Source organism: Cronbergia sp. UHCC 0137, assembly GCF_034932285.1.
GTDB lineage: Bacteria > Cyanobacteriota > Cyanobacteriia > Cyanobacteriales > Nostocaceae > Cronbergia.
The window spans coordinates 42,083-57,832 of record NZ_JAYGHC010000023.1; the positions used below are offsets into that span (position 1 = coordinate 42,083).

Annotated in this window: 12 protein-coding genes; 4 read left to right on the top strand and 8 right to left on the bottom strand. The window is 40.6% G+C overall.

Annotated features, from left to right (window positions below; translation table 11 throughout):
* Nucleotides 1–25 precede the first annotated feature (25 nt).
* A complete protein-coding gene (locus tag VB711_RS13775; RefSeq protein WP_323286647.1) occupies nt 26–3,322 on the bottom strand; it encodes an HsdM family class I SAM-dependent methyltransferase in 3,297 nt (1,098 codons plus the stop codon).
* A gap of 123 nt (nt 3,323–3,445) precedes the next feature.
* On the opposite strand from VB711_RS13775, the gene VB711_RS13780 reads away from it, so the two are divergent.
* A complete protein-coding gene (locus VB711_RS13780) occupies nt 3,446–3,718 on the top strand; it encodes a hypothetical protein (RefSeq protein ID WP_323286648.1) in 273 nt (90 codons plus the stop codon).
* A 110-nt stretch (nt 3,719–3,828) separates the two neighbouring features.
* Here VB711_RS13780 and VB711_RS13785 read toward each other — a convergent pair whose 3' ends face one another.
* Together VB711_RS13785 and VB711_RS13790 are read right to left on the bottom strand one after the other, a co-directional pair.
* A complete protein-coding gene (locus VB711_RS13785) occupies nt 3,829–4,734 on the bottom strand; it encodes a CoB--CoM heterodisulfide reductase iron-sulfur subunit B family protein (RefSeq protein ID WP_323286694.1) in 906 nt (301 codons plus the stop codon).
* A gap of 283 nt (nt 4,735–5,017) precedes the next feature.
* Nucleotides 5,018–5,578 carry a pentapeptide repeat-containing protein gene (locus VB711_RS13790; protein WP_323286649.1) on the bottom strand — a complete coding sequence of 187 codons (561 nt, stop codon included), beginning with the start codon at nt 5,576–5,578 and terminating at the stop codon, nt 5,018–5,020.
* Between the two features lie 280 nt (nt 5,579–5,858).
* On the opposite strand from VB711_RS13790, the gene VB711_RS13795 reads away from it, so the two are divergent.
* Nucleotides 5,859–6,110 carry an acyl carrier protein gene (locus VB711_RS13795; protein ID WP_323286650.1) on the top strand — a complete coding sequence of 84 codons (252 nt, stop codon included), beginning with the start codon at nt 5,859–5,861 and terminating at the stop codon, nt 6,108–6,110.
* 251 nt (nt 6,111–6,361) lie between these two features.
* Nucleotides 6,362–7,612: a beta-ketoacyl-ACP synthase II gene (gene fabF, locus VB711_RS13800; protein WP_323286652.1), complete on the top strand. Its 1,251-nt coding sequence runs from the start codon at nt 6,362–6,364 to the stop codon at nt 7,610–7,612.
* A 146-nt stretch (nt 7,613–7,758) separates the two neighbouring features.
* Here fabF and VB711_RS13805 read toward each other — a convergent pair whose 3' ends face one another.
* Both VB711_RS13805 and VB711_RS13810 read right to left on the bottom strand, forming a co-directional pair.
* Nucleotides 7,759–7,938 carry a hypothetical protein gene (locus tag VB711_RS13805; RefSeq protein WP_323286653.1) on the bottom strand — a complete coding sequence of 60 codons (180 nt, stop codon included), beginning with the start codon at nt 7,936–7,938 and terminating at the stop codon, nt 7,759–7,761.
* Between the two features lie 143 nt (nt 7,939–8,081).
* Complete coding sequence (locus VB711_RS13810; RefSeq protein WP_323286654.1) at nt 8,082–8,852, bottom strand: Rpn family recombination-promoting nuclease/putative transposase; 771 nt, start codon at nt 8,850–8,852, stop codon at nt 8,082–8,084.
* Nucleotides 8,853–9,096: 244 nt separating this feature from the next.
* Here VB711_RS13810 and tkt point away from each other — a divergent pair, with 244 nt between their 5' ends.
* Entirely contained in the window at nt 9,097–11,109 is a 2,013-nt protein-coding gene (tkt, locus tag VB711_RS13815; RefSeq protein WP_323286655.1) for a transketolase, read from the top strand.
* Between the two features lie 349 nt (nt 11,110–11,458).
* On the opposite strand, the gene VB711_RS13820 is transcribed toward tkt, so the two are convergent.
* The 3 genes from VB711_RS13820 to VB711_RS13830 all read right to left on the bottom strand — a co-directional run bounded on the left by VB711_RS13820 (nt 11,459) and on the right by VB711_RS13830 (nt 14,874).
* A complete protein-coding gene (locus VB711_RS13820) occupies nt 11,459–12,043 on the bottom strand; it encodes a heme-copper oxidase subunit III (protein ID WP_323286656.1) in 585 nt (194 codons plus the stop codon).
* Nucleotides 12,044–12,262: 219 nt separating this feature from the next.
* Nucleotides 12,263–13,900: a cytochrome c oxidase subunit I gene (gene ctaD / locus VB711_RS13825; protein ID WP_323286657.1), complete on the bottom strand. Its 1,638-nt coding sequence runs from the start codon at nt 13,898–13,900 to the stop codon at nt 12,263–12,265.
* Nucleotides 13,901–13,935: 35 nt separating this feature from the next.
* Nucleotides 13,936–14,874, bottom strand: coding sequence for a cytochrome c oxidase subunit II (locus VB711_RS13830; RefSeq protein WP_323286658.1), 939 nt, complete (start codon nt 14,872–14,874; stop codon nt 13,936–13,938).
* Nucleotides 14,875–15,750 lie beyond the last annotated feature (876 nt).

A 15,750-nucleotide genomic window follows, 5' to 3' on the forward strand; every position in this document is an offset into this window, starting at 1 on the left:
ATGATGATTTTGTCATGGATGAGGTTTATGTAAATCTATCTTCTGTATAAGCTTTAATTGGTCTAGGTCGAACAGTTTGCCAAGGATAACGAGGCTGAAGTTTATTTAATGGAAAACTAGCAAGACGATTTTCAATATGAGCTTTTTCTGCATCGGTAAGTCCAAACATTTCATAAACTGCTGCATCAATGTCAGCTAATACATTAAAAAAATCGGCTTCCACTTGCTGAAAATCAACAACTCTTTGCCGATATTCTTGCATTAATTCAGAGTAATCTTGAGGAATGACTAATTTTTGAATTAACCTGCCAGAAATAGATGTATCTTCATCAGAATTAATCGTGATGAGTTTATAAACCAGTTCGGCTAAGTCAGCATTTAAAAAATCAAGATAAAATAAACCTGTTTTTAGCAAACTACCATCTAAACTTAATTCCTCAGCTTGGATATCTTCAGGACACCAGTTGATGAAGTTAATATTTAAAGTGCGATCGCTCAATTTATATCGCTTAGTTCCAATTCGATTTTCCACCTGAGATAACAACCATTCATCAGGATTATTTTTAGCTATGGCTGCAAATTGAGATAGTTGATTATAACTGTCTACTAATCGCTGTTCAATAGCAGCATCTAAGTTTCTTAACCAAGGCAAAGCATCTAAATTCCGAGGATATAGAGTAGCATAATAACCCTGAATAACAGAGCTGCGTAATCTAACAGCAAAATAGAACCTAGCAAGTTTACTATTAATAAAAGCTGAAATTGATTTTGCTTTAGCACCACCTTTTTTAGGAATAGCTAAGAGAACTGTATTTACAGCAGCAACTTCCTGATTACTTTTGACAACAGAAGCAAATAGCGATTTGGCTAGAGTTGGAACAGCAATAAATTCCGAAGGATTATTTCCTGACCATAAACTCAACTTACCATTAGGTCTATTTTTAACTGCTTCTAAATCAACCCATCCCGCAGGTTCTCCAGGCCAACCAACGGCTAAACTACGTCCAGCAATTACTTGAATAGGTTGATCTCCTGTTGGTTCTGGAGTGACTTCTACCCCTCCTCTTTGAATCCCATAAGTCCAAGAAAATGGGCGATTACTACGACTAATTTGTTGTGCAACTGCTTCCTTTAATTCAACAATATTACTACCATTACCATTAGGGTATAACTTCTTCAAAATTGGTATATCTTCAGCATGAAGCAACGGTAAAAGATAATCTCCCCATCTTCCTGCTAATGGATTACTTGGATCAATATCCGTTACTCTAGGGCTAACTTTAGCATCAAAAAAATCGCCATATTTGATTTTAACAGGTGCTTCATCACTCGGCCATTGAGAAGGAACATATAACTCAATTTGATCATCTTCTTGAGCCGGAGTTTTTTCAATCACTAAAATTAGCGGTACTCGCGCTACATCCCAAATAGGCTTATCTACAAACTCTAACCAAACCACTTTGCGTAGAGCAGCTTCTTGTCGTGGATAAAGTAATTTCCAAACCTTAGCCGCAGCTTCAGAATTAGCATAACCACCGCTTACCACCATGCCCAAAAAACCACCATCTTGTAGTGATTCAGTTAAAGCACGATAGAGAAAAACTAAACCAGTATCCGCATTTTGTCCCCAAATTTGTTGCCATAATCCTCTCATTTCTTCACCATATTTTACCCGTTCGGCTCGGATATAAGGCGGATTACCAATAATATATTTCCACTGTTCAGTATCTCTTTCTTGAGAACCAGGAGAAAGATAACCATCGCCCAAAAAAGGTATTAAATCGGCATCTTTAAGTAAGCTATTCAAATTGTAAACATGAATAGTTGGGGGAGTTGAGGACGGTTTTACCCGCAACATTGCCCACATTAATTGAAAGTGACTGATAAAAGTAGCAAATGGATTTAGGTCAAATCCCCAAACATTGGTTTGTAGTTCCTGTAAAACGTCATCTTGAGCAATTCCTCTAGCTTTAATATCTTCCAGACGACGATGAACATAACGTACTAAAAATGAACCGCTTCCACAAGATGGATCAAGAATTTTACCTTCATCATGACTAAAAATAGTTTGATCTAATAACCAATCAACAATTGAGGTAGGTGTATAAAACTCTCCTAATCTTTTTCGTTTAGCTGTAGGTAAAAAGGCTTGATAAATATCACCTAATATTTCCTCAGATAATCCTGAAAAATCGTAGGCATTAAACCGCAAAATTAACCGTTGCAACGCCTGATCTAAGATGCCATTAGTTTGATAAAGCCAATCAAAAACATTACGTTCAAAGGGTTCTTTATATAAACGCCCCACATCTTCAGCTATTAACCTCACCAAAGCACGGGCATCTCCGGTAAGATGATCTACAAAGTCAGCCCAATTTTTTGGACCACCATTTGTTAATCGTCTTTTTTTAGTAAGTTGTAGATCTTCTATTAATCGAAGAAACAAAACACGAGCAATAAGTACCGCCACAGAATCGGCAACAAAGGCTTCACGTATTCGCGCTTTAACTTGTTCACCTTTTGCACTAACTTCACGCCCATACTGTTCTTCAAATTGAGGTAAAATATCTTCAAATAAACGTCTTTCAAATTCAAATTGATGATTTACTCGCATTAATGCTCGACGTTGAGCTTCTCCAGCACCAGCTAAATTCTGCTCAATCTCTTGTTTGCGACGTTGATATTCTTGATGTTGTCTGAATAATCGAGCAATAGCTTCTTCTCCTGCGATACTCAACTCAGCAAAGCTGGTTTGTAAGTCTTGTCGCAGTTGATTTAGTGTGGCTTCTGTATCCAACTTTAAATAAATATAGGGCAATTTTCCCTCAATAAAAGTTGTCCATTGATTGTGGTGTTCGGCTTGTTCAGCAGAGATAAATTTAAGCTGTTCTTTTAATTGCTCAAAAGTAGTTGCAGATAAATCAATTGGAAATTCAAAACCATCAACTGGTTCACCTGTAGGTAAAACTATCCAAAGATATTTGGCTGTGAGAAATAAAACGTATCGGGTTAAACCTTCAACATATTTACTTTTTTGATTCCACAGTTTTGTTCGTCCAATTTCTTTAGTCAGTTCACTATCATCTTTTTTTAAATCTCCTACCACCCAAGCAATTTTTTCAGGAGTCAGCAATTTAATGTCTGGATAGCCACCTCCACCACCTTTATCTTCAGTTACAACGCGCTCTTTTGGATAGTCCAACAAACCAGCTAAAAAATCACGCACATCTGGATTATAGGAACGCTCCGGTCTGTCCCAATTTAATGTTAACCACTTGACTAGGGGATTTTGTTGCTTTTTTAATTTGCGATCGCTGGACACAAGTTTACCTCTTTGCAAAATTGAAATGGCATCTTTTTAAAAGATTTTTTTGACTGAGATTTAAACTCAGAATACAATTGAGATGGAAGTCTACGGAATTTAAAGAGAAAGGATATTGGCTGTATGTCCAAGCCAAAACTTAGCGACGACGAAATTACCAAACGTGGCCAAGAACTCTATGAAAATAGCATTCGTCCTCAAGTAGAAACACCAGAAAATATCGGCAAAATTATCTCAATAAATGTTGAAACTGGCGAATATGTCATAGGTGATGATTTACTTGTAATAAGTATGCGACTACGAACCAAACAAGCAGATGCAGCACTTTGGACAGAAAGAATTGGGTTTAATGCCGTCTATGCGGTTGGTGGTACATTGGTTAGGACGGTAGAGTGATAAATGGAACTTCAAGATTATCATCTTAGTATTGATTTTTATGAAGGTGGTACAGTTATAGTTGATGCAATTTAAGCCTACAATAACGGGTAAAGTGTAGGCTTTTACTGTTAGATTCCCAATTTTTCCAACACTGGTTTTGTAGAAACAATATGACGTTCTAAACCCAATTCCTTTGGACTAATTCCTAGTGCTAAACCAATTAATTGAGGTAAATGTAAAATTGGTAAACCTAACTTTTGCTCAATTACTTTTTCTACTTCTGGTTGACGAGAATCTAAATTTAAATGACATAAAGGACATGGTGTAACTATGCAATCAGCCCCATTTGCTAAAGCTTCTTGAATGTGCATTCCTGCCATTTTAAAAGATTCTTTGGTTGCGTAACTCGACAAAGGCCAACCGCAACATTGGGTGCGTCCACGATAATAAATAGGTGTTGCACCTACTGTTTTAAATACATTTTCCATTGCCTGGGGGTTAAATGGATCATCGTAGGGCATGGATTTTTGAGCGCGGAGCAGATAGCAACCATAAAAAGCTGCACATTTGAGATTAGTTAATTTACGAGTGACACGATTCCCGATTTCTTCTAAACCGTAATCTTTTACTAAAGCGTAAAGTAAATGTTTAACTTCTGTGCTGCCGCGATAGGGTGAACAGCCTTCTTTTTTTAGTAATCCATTTACTTGATGAAAATAATCTGGGTTATTTAATTGGGATTCTTTCAGGCGTTCATCAACATGACCAATTACACCTTGACAAGTGCTACAATGGGTCAGGAGAGGGAGATTTAATTCTTCTGCTAAGGCGATATTTCTGGCGTTAACGGTATCTTCTAATAATTGAGAATCTTCTTTAAATGTCCCCGAACCACAGCAAGAGGCTTTTTTGAGTTCAATCAGTTCAATTCCCAAAGCCTGGGTGAGAGATTGGGTTGATAGGTAAAGTTCCCGACAAGCACCTTGGGCGACACAACCGGGGTAATAAGCGTATTTTAGGGTTTGAGATAGCATAAAATTAAATTTTGGTGAGAGCGATCGCTCTACAATAATGGTAGCTCTTTGAAGGTGGTGAAAATTGGAACGAGGATTGGTTGTTTCAACCTTCACAAAACCCAAAATATGAGCAGAAGTTTCAAGATGATAGCAATGAAACGACGTATTTACGATGATAGTTGATTAATGTTGGGTATAGTTCCATTGTTCCGCAACGCTAACGTTCTATAATCCAATCGACAAGATCAGCGAACTGACAAGTCAGCGCTTGCGCTATCGCACTATTGATGAAGATAATTTTTCATCTAACATCACTAATATTGCCCCACTGAGGACCGCGAACAACAATTCCATCGGGCATAGTGGTACGCCAAATCAAATTCCAACCATTACAGATCAATTCACTTCTGGTGTGAGCACCTTGGAAATTAGCATCTGCGAGAATAGCAGATTCAAAGGTAGGAAGATAGGCTCCGCGAAAACAAGTACCCGTAGCATTGATATTGTTCAAGTCAGTTCCCCGCAAATCAGTGTTGATGAACCCACTACGACAAACATTGGCACCACACAAATTGGCATCCCGAATGATTCCTTCACTCAAACAACTACTAAGCATGAAAATCCCCCCCAAATCGGCTCCAGTCAAATCGGCTCCAATCAGGTAGACCTGTTGGAAGACAGCTCCTTGCAGGTTGATATCTCGCAAAACAACACCGTCAAGATCGCTGCCTGGTCCACTATACTTAGAGGGGCGAGAGCCGTACTCAACCAATTCGACTCCAGCAAAGTTACGTTCCCCACTAGCATACCGCTCCAACAATTCATCACCAGTAATTTTCCAACGTCTTTTTTTCCATCCCATAATTTAAATTCCAATAACTTATCTCAAATACAAAATAACCCACTCAACCTCTTCAACCTAACCCTCCAAATCTCTGACCTCCCCACAGGACAACTAGCCGAAGCCCAAATCACCAACTTTAATCCCCAAGGTCGCCCCAACATCTGATTTTTTAATAGTTTTTTCGAGAACAGCCTTTGACAGTATGCAGGCGATCGCACTTTCCGATAAGATGTATATGCTCAAAAAAAACATTAATTGTAAAGAGCAAATCATAGCAACTGGTTAAGGAATTTTATCTATGAGTCAAGCAGACATTTTTGATAGGGTAAAGAAAATCGTCGTCGAACAACTAGACGTAGAAACCGATAAAGTCGTACCCAACGCCAGTTTTACAGACGATCTTAATGCTGATTCGCTGGATATCGTGGAATTGGTAATGGCTTTGGAAGAAGAATTTGACATCGAAATTCCCGACGAAGCCGCCGAGAAAATTTTAACAGTTCAAGAAGTAGTGGATTACATCAACTCCAACGTTGCTGCATCTGCTTAAAAAAGTGCTGAGTCATGAGTGCTGGTTACAAAAAAGCTCTAAGCCTCAATATAGCAGAGAACTCTTAACAGGGAAGCTGGAAAGCCTTTTGGTGTCTGAGTTCTATGATAATTGTATGTTCTCATGTAACTGACAACCGCTATATGATGTTGACCAAAAAATAAACTTTTAACTCAGCACTCAGCACAGGCTACCCTAACAGCACTTTTGATTTTTATACCTGCCGCTTTTTTGCCACATTTAACTGAATCATGACAGACTATAAACGTAAACGCGTTGTTGTAACTGGTGTTGGCGCGATTACACCGATTGGTAACACAGCAACGGAGTATTGGGAAGGATTGTTGGCTGGACGTAATGGTATTGATTACATCACTGCTTTTGATGCCTCAAACCATGATTGCCGCATTGCTGGTGAAGTGAAAAATTTCGATCCCCATGACTACATGGAGCGCAAAGAAGCCAAGCGCACGGATCGATTTGCCCAATTTGGCATTGCATCGGCAAAACAAGCCTTATTAGACGCGCAGTTAGTTATCAATGACACCAACGCCGAACAAATAGGTGTCATGATTGGCTCTGGCATCGGTGGCATTAAAGTGTTGGAAGATCAACAAACAGTTTATCTAAATCGTGGACCAGATCGCTGTAGTCCATTTATGATACCGATGATGATCGCCAACATGGCAGCAGGGTTAACGGCAATCCATACTGGTGCTAAAGGTCCTAATTCCTGTTCTGTCACCGCTTGCGCTGCCGGTTCTAACGCCATTGGGGATGCTTTTCGCCTGATTCAAGGGGGATATGCCCAAGCTATGATTTGCGGAGGATGTGAGGCAGCAGTTACCCCTTTATCATTTGCTGGATTTGCCGCAGCTAGGGCGCTTTCGACTCGGAATGATGATCCTAGCCATGCTTGTCGTCCCTTCGATCGCGATCGCGATGGGTTTGTCATGGGTGAAGGAGGGGGAATTTTAATTCTGGAAGAACTAGAACACGCCCTCAGTCGTGGCGCACGGATTTATGCGGAAATAGTCGGTTATGGTATGACCTGTGACGCTTATCACATGACTTCCCCAGTCCCCGGAGGTTTGGGTGCAGCTAGAGCCATGCAACTAGCCCTCAAGGATGGTGAACTAACAGCAGAAATGGTGAATTACATCAACGCCCATGGAACTAGCACCCCAGCCAATGATTCAACAGAGACAGCAGCCATTAAAAAAGCTTTAGGTGATCATGCTTATAAAATAGCAGTAAGTTCTACCAAATCCATGACAGGCCATCTGTTGGGTGGTTCAGGAGGGATTGAAGCAGTAGCGACAGTATTAGCGATCGCTAACGACCAAATTCCCCCCACCATCAACCTCGAAAATCCAGAAGCAGTCTGTGATTTAGATTATGTACCCCACAGCAGCCGCGCTCAAGAAGTAACAGTTGCGCTATCTAATTCTTTTGGATTTGGTGGTCATAATGTCACTTTGGCATTTAGAAAGTATCAGTAACAGGGAACGGGGAACAGGTAAAGAATTATTTCTACTCAATTACCTGTCACCTCTCCTGTGGAGATGATTTAAAAGTTTAATAAGAGTGTTCTTTACTGCAACTGCGATCATCGCACTAGGTTTTGGGCTGATTTAGATTCAGATAACTATTTACTACTTTGCTGTTTGATTGCTTGTTTCACCACTTCGATATCTAACTCAAGTACACAAGCAATTTGTTCTAAAGTTACTCCCACACTTAACAGTTTAGGAATCATTTTTAACTTAGTTTCTTCTTTTACCTCTTGATAAAATCGGGTTTGTTGCCATTCTGTTAATTCAAGCATTGCTTCCAACTCCTGACTCCTGACTCCTGCTATAGCACTCTTTTTACTATCAGAGATCGCACTGAATCCAACCTAAAAGCTTTCCAGGTATCCAAGAAACAGAGCGATCGCACTAGGTTTTGGGCTGATTTAGATCAAATTGACTATTTGCTACTTTGCTTTTTGATCGCTTGTTTCACTACTTCAATATCTAACTCAAATACACGAGCAATTTGTTCTACGGTTAGGCCTTCTTTTAACAGTCTAGGAATCGTTTTTAACTCCATCTCTTCTTTTACCTCTTGATAAAATCGCGTTTGTTGCCATTCTGTTAATCCAAGCATTGCTTCCAACTCCTGACGGCTATAGGATGAAAATTTGTAAACCAGCATTCTTTCTACTAATTCTAAAAGATCACGACTGTTGGCCGCATCTCCTTTTTTCACCAGATTGATCAAACTTTTTGCTTGTTGTATCGCCTCACCTTCCGGGGCTACCACTAATTTAATAATTCCTAAACCAATGGAAGATGATGTATCGACTAACTCATCTAAATAAACCACATAAATTTGCTTACTAGCAAGCAAGCCTTGATACGCTAAAGGTATACCAGGATCAATACTCCGATTAGCCCATAATACTACCGCTTGCCATGATCTTTCGGGTTTATATTGGTTTAAATAAAGAAATGTTTCTGTGATTAATCGCCAGTATAAATTATCATCCTTCTGGAATTGTACTTCGACAAAATAAATGGGGTCTTGGGGGTACTCTGGTTTGGGTAAAAATAAGCCATCGAGCCGACGGGCTAATTCTTTAATTTCCACAGAGGAAAATTCGTAGTGCAAAGCCAGTGTGGGTGACTGTTCTAACAATTCAAATAAAACACTAGGGAGATTTTGGAGTAAGGTGTAAAATATTGTGTCTGTCTTCATTTTATAAAAAATATGTTGATCTTAGACACATATTACGATCAAAGATCACACCCAACCAGTATTATCAAGGGCGATCGCCCAAATTATATTGTTTTGCTTGAGCTTATTCATCACAAAAAACTGATCAGATCCCGCTTGTATATGGAGGACTAGAAGTGAGATGATAATGGCGGGATCGCTTTATAATGACCCCGGCAAGAAAAAGCTACAAAGAATGCTAACCCGTCGTTAAAAACAAGAAATTATGGCTGTTGCAACCCAATCCCTCTCAGAACTTTGTATTAACTCCATCCGTTTTTTGGCTGTTGATGCCATAGAAAAATCCAAATCGGGACACCCAGGACTACCGATGGGCGCGGCTCCAATGGCTTTTGTCCTTTGGGATAAATTCATGCGGTATAACCCCAAAAATCCCAAATGGTTCAATCGCGATCGCTTTGTCTTATCTGCCGGTCATGGTTCTATGTTGCAGTATGCCATGCTGTACCTGACAGGTTACGATAGCGTTAGCATCGAGGACATCAAGCAGTTCCGCCAATGGGGTGCAAAGACTCCCGGACACCCAGAAAATTTTGTCACAGATGGTGTAGAAGTAACAACAGGCCCCTTGGGTCAAGGTATCGCTAATGCAGTTGGTTTAGCCGTAGCAGAAGCCCACCTAGCCGCTAAATTTAACAAACCCGATGCAACAATTGTTGACCACTACACCTATGTAATTCTTGGTGATGGTTGCAACATGGAAGGTATTTCTGGTGAAGCAGCTTCCATCGCCGGACACTGGGGATTAGGTAAATTGATTGCTTTGTACGACGACAACCACATCTCCATTGATGGTTCTACAGATGTAGCCTTCACCGAAGATGTTTCTAAGCGGTTTGAAGCTTACGGTTGGCACGTTCTTCATGTTGAAGATGGTAACACCGATTTAGAAGCAATCTCCAAAGCGATCGAAGCAGCAAAAGCTGTCACCGACAAGCCCACCATGATCAAGGTGACAACCACCATTGGTTACGGCGCTCCTAAAAAACAAGGTACTGCCGGCATTCACGGTGCAGCTTTGGGTGCAGACGAAACAGCCGCAACCCGCGCTAACTTAGGTTGGGAATATGCACCTTTTGAAATTCCCCAAGATGTCCTCAACCACACACGCAAAGCCGTAGAACGTGGTGCAGGTCAGGAAACCGACTGGAACAAGACCTTTGCTGACTACAAGGCTAAATATCCCGCCGAAGCAGCAGAATTTGAACGTTTGGTGAGTGGTAAACTTCCAGAAGGTTGGGATCAAGTATTACCCACCTATACCGCCGAAGATAAAGCATTACCCACCCGTAAACATTCAGAAAACTGCCTCAACAAACTAGCACCAGTTTTACCTGAATTAATTGGTGGTTCAGCCGACTTAACCCACTCCAACCTCACCGAACTCAAAGGTTTTGGCGACTTCCAAAAGGGACAATTCCAAAACCGCAACATCCACTTTGGTGTACGGGAACACGCCATGGGTGCAATCTGTAATGGTATGGCGCTGCATGGTTCGGGATTGATTCCCTACGGCGCAACCTTCTTGATCTTTACAGATTATATGCGTGCTGCGATCCGCTTGGCTGCCTTGTCTCAAGCCGGGTCAATTTGGGTAATGACTCACGACTCCATTGGTCAAGGTGAAGATGGACCAACTCACCAACCCATTGAAACTTTAGCTTCTTTACGAGCTATTCCTGATTTAACAGTAATTCGTCCTGCTGATGGTAACGAATGTTCTGGAGCTTACACAGTCGCTATTGAGAAGTCTAAAGCTCAAGCTTCTACTCTGTTAGCTTTCACCCGTCAAAATGTTCCTAACTTAGCAGGTACATCAGTTGCAGGTGTGAAAAAAGGTGCTTACACAATTGTCGATTGTGAAGGTACACCCGATTTGATTCTGATTGGTACTGGTTCAGAATTGAGTCTCTGTGTTACCGCAGCAGAAAAATTGACGGCTGAAGGTAAGAAAGTCCGTGTTGTTTCTATGCCTTCTAGCACTTTGTTTGATGCACAAGATGCAGCTTACAAGGAGTCTGTTCTACCTAAAGCTGTCACCAAGCGTCTATCTGTAGAAGCAGCCAGCAGTTTCGGTTGGCATAAGTATGTTGGTACAGAAGGCGATACCGTGAGTATTGATACCTTTGGTGCTTCCGCTCCCGGTGGAACTTGTATGGAGAAGTTTGGCTTCACTGTTGATAATGTGTTAGCTAAAGCGAAAGCATTGTTGGGTTAATTAGCAACAGTTTATTCTCTGTTTTTTCTGGGGTGGGATTAATATCCTGCCCTTTTTTTGTGGGGTGTAAAGAGCAATGTAAAATTTTCTGTGAAGGCGATCGCTAGTGTGTTAATTCTGAATCCCTTATCCCATATATCCCATATTTTCATGATAAAACCTGATATAAACTACGGTAACATTTTGACGACATAACTATCAGTGTTACTGTAGAAAGAATTAACAATAAAATCTATGAAAATCTTACGCTGTATTAGTTTTGATTTTTGACTTTTGACTTCCGCCCTGCGGTTCTAGGTTATATGAAAGGAGAGTAATTCGTCATTAGGAATTACTCATTACCCTTTTTTTACAAGGCGTTAAGAATGTAGACTAATGTGAAAAGTACAATCCAGATGATGTCTACAAAGTGCCAGTAAATTTCTGCCATTTCAATCCCTGTGTGTTTGGTTGCAGAATAATGACCACGACGTAAGGAACGCCATAACACACCCAAAATTAACAAGATGCCAATAAAGACGTGCAAACCGTGGAATCCGGTCATGATATAAAAGCAGTTGGAGAAGACGTTGGCGGTTAAACCATATCCTAAGTTCATGTATTCATAAACTTGTCCAGCTAAAAAAACTATGCCCATAATTGCGGTAATGAAATACCAAAACCGCATCCAACCAACACTATTTCTTTTAATTGCCATATCACCAAAGTGAATGACAAAACTACTAGAAACTAAAATAATGGTGTTGATTGTGGGTACATATAGTTCTACTTCTGTTCCTTCTGGTGGCCAAACTGCTGTAGTACCTCGAAAAAATAAGTAGGTGGCAAAAAATCCACCAAACATCAAGGATTCGGAAATCAGAAATGTTAATAATCCCCAAACTCTTAAATCTTGATGTCCTTCGTGATGTTCGTGCGTTGTAATGGCGGTCATAATGATTTAACCTGCTAAGAGTAAAAAATCGTTCCCGGTGCTGGAAAAATCGGTAAATTAGGGACTTCCAAAAAATAAATTATCTGGATTAACTAACCGCAGAGGCGCAGAGAACGCAGAGGAATGAGGGTTTGAGTGTTTTTTTATTTGTAAGTCCCTTGGTGAGGTAAGGGTTTAGCATTGCTAAACCCCTACAGGTGTGTATGGGGTAGGCGAAAATTATGTAACTATCTCTGCGTTTGTGGTGGAGGATTGATCGTGATTATGTCCGTAGTCGTAGGGTCCATGAGTGACGATGGGTAGGACTTCCCAGTTTTCAATGATGGGTGGTGAACTGGTTGTCCATTCTAATGTCAAACTTTGCCAAGGATTATCACCGGCAAGTTCTCCGTTTCTCCAACTGGTAATGGCGTTGTAGGCGAAGGGAATGACGGAAATACCTAAAATGAATGCGCCAATGGTGCAAAGCTGGTTTAAGCTGACAAATTGGGGGTCATACATGGCAACTCGGCGGGGCATTCCTTGTAACCCTAATTCGTGCATGGGTAGGAATGTTAAGTTAGTGCCGATTAAGGTGAGAACAAAGTGAACTCGTCCCCAGGTTTCGTTCATCATTCTGCCGGTCATTTTGGGGAACCAGTGATATATACCTGCGTAAATCCCAAAGACTGAACCACCAAAGAGAACGTAGTGAAAATGGGCGACTACATAATAGGTGTCGTGGACGTGAACATCAAAGGGGGCTGTTCCCATCGTTACGCCACTTAATCCACCCATGACGAACATGGAGAGTAGGCCAATGGCGAATAACATGGCGCTGGTGAAGCGGATTTTTCCTCCCCAAAGGGTAGCAACCCAGCCGAAGATTTTGACTCCGGTGGGGACTGCAACGATGAGGGTGGAAATGGTGAAGAACATCCGCATCCATCCGGGTGTACCACTTGTGAACATATGGTGTACCCAAACGAATAAACCGACGACGCAGATGGCTACGCTGGAATAAGCGATCGCTCTATAGCCAAATATCGGTTTCCGTGCATGGGTGGGTATTACTTCTGACATAATCCCGAAAATCGGCAGAATCATTAAATAAACTGCCGGGTGGGAATAAAACCAGAATAAATGTTGATAAATAACGACGTTACCTCCTGCATCTGGTTTGAAGAAGGATGTACCAAAGTTAATATCAAATAACAGCAAGATTAATCCTGCTGCTAATACTGGTGTAGATAAAAGTGCGAGGATGGATGTTGCTAAAATTGCCCAGCAAAATAAGGGAACTTGATCCCATTTCATGCTAGGAACTTTCATCATCAAAATGGTGATCACAAAGTTGAGTGAACCCAAAATTGAGGAAGTTCCTACTAAGACAATCGCCAAAATCCACATTGTTTGGGCGATGGGTGCTGTAACTAGGCTTAATGGTGGGTAAGCTGTCCAACCTGATTGAGAACCACCAAAGATGAAACTGAGTAGTAAGAGTAAACCTGCGGGGGGATTTAACCAAAAGGCGATCGCATTCAATTTAGGAAACGCCATATCTCTAGCACCCACCATTAGAGGAACTAGATAGTTTCCAAATCCACCAATTGCACTGGGAACAATCCAAAGAAAGATCATGATTGTCCCGTGATTGGTCATGAAAGCGTTGTACAAATTAGGATCGATGAAGTCTGAATCTGCTGTTGCTAACTCCGTGCGGAGAGCGATCGCCATCAAACCACCAATTAAATAAAATACAAACGCTGTGACTAGATATTGAATCCCAATTACTTTGTGGTCAACATTAAAGGTGAAATAATCCTTTACTTTCCACGCTGTAGGATGGGAATGTTCTGGAAGTTGTATTTGTGTCATATTTGCGAATTTGTTCAGTTAATTACCGAACACTGCTATTTTTCAATTTGAGCCAGAGTTGCTGTACTCACTCCTAAATCATCAACATAAGGAGCAAGAAATTCAGATGTCGATAAATTAGCCGGATTCACAGCTACAACTTGAGGTTTTCCTGCTTTTTGAGCAATCTGGTTTTCTGTTAACCAGTTATCAAAATCTGCTTGGGTGTGAACCACAACTTGCGATCGCATTGAACCGTGATAACCACCACACAATTCTGCACAAACTACGGGATATGTACCGGGTTTTGTGGCGACAAATCTTAACTCTGTTGCAATACCAGGAAGTGCGTCTTGTTTGAGACGAAATTGGGGAACCCAGAAGGAATGAATTACATCATCTGCGGATAGATTTAACTGCACATCAGCACCGACAGGAACGTGTAATTCACCAGCCGAAATTCCAGTTTCAGGATAGTTAAATAACCAAGCAAATTGAATCCCCTTAACATCAACTACCAAATCTGCTGGTTTTCCTTGAGTTTGGGGACTTCCACCAATTCCAATTCCTGGAGATTTAGAATCATCATTCATGGTAGCAGCCATAGCTATCTGTCCGTGAGGATGACTTCCTGGTTCTAAACCACCCATTTGGTTATAGATATCTACACTGTAAATACCCAAAGCAATCACAATAACTGTGGGTACTGCTGTCCAAAAGATTTCTAAGGCTAAGTTACCTTCTACTGGTGTACCATCGCTATTGTCTCCAGGACGACGACGATAGATAAACAAGAAAATTAGAATCGTTCCTTCTACTACTAAAAATAGAGCGATCGCAATGGTAAACATGATATTAAAAAATCCGTCCACCAAAGGCGCTTGCAGCGATGCTTGTACTGGTAGTAGAGTATGATTTTGACCAATCCAGATGCTAATAGGGGAAATTATCATCCCAGCTAAAAGCGTCCATAATGAAACAGGAACTTTTTGCATACTACCTGCTTTCTCTACCTGAATAAAAGAAGTAATTGTCTGGTTTTGTTACCATTTTGTCTGATCAGAAACTCAAACCAAGTTTAGATTTGGGATTCCTGAAATATCAATCCCAGTTCCAATTTTTTAACTACTCGATCAAAACCAAAATGGCAAATTCCAGTACATCGCATCCCAATACTTATCGGTTAAGAGTTTTTGTAGGTTGGGTTAAGCGACAGCGCAACCCAACAAAAGCCCGTAAATGTTGTGTTTCCTAACGTCAACCGTCATTCGCCACAAGCCGGGAAACCCGTCCAAGGCGATGACTCCCCAACCTACCTGATTTAATGTTTTTAGCTTAACCGACAAGTATTGCATCGCATCCTGTTTTTGATATTTACCCCTAACCCAGTATGATGTTTACGGCTAACAGGTTTAATAAATTTCACAGGATAGCGGTTTTATTTGCACTTACTAACGTTCTAGCCTACACCCATAATAAAATGCAGGAAACTTCCAATTTTTTTTATATCTATCTCTAAAAATATTACAAATTATATTTTCTCCCGGATATTTAACTTGTCTGAATCAGGATACCCAGGATTAGAGGATGTACAGGATATAATTTTTTTATTGTTTATGAGAATAATAATTTCTGGATGATATAGAATATACTATATACTGTTATTGTAATTAACTTTTTTTATCTTTCAACATCCCACCAAAAACCCATAAATCAAAATCCTGTAAATCCTAAAATCCTGGACATCCTGATTCAGACAATTGAAATTTCAGCATCCCCCCGACAACCCATAAATCACAATCCTGTGAATCCTAAAATCCTGGACATCCTGATTCAGACAATTAAAATTTCAACATCCCACCAAAAACCAA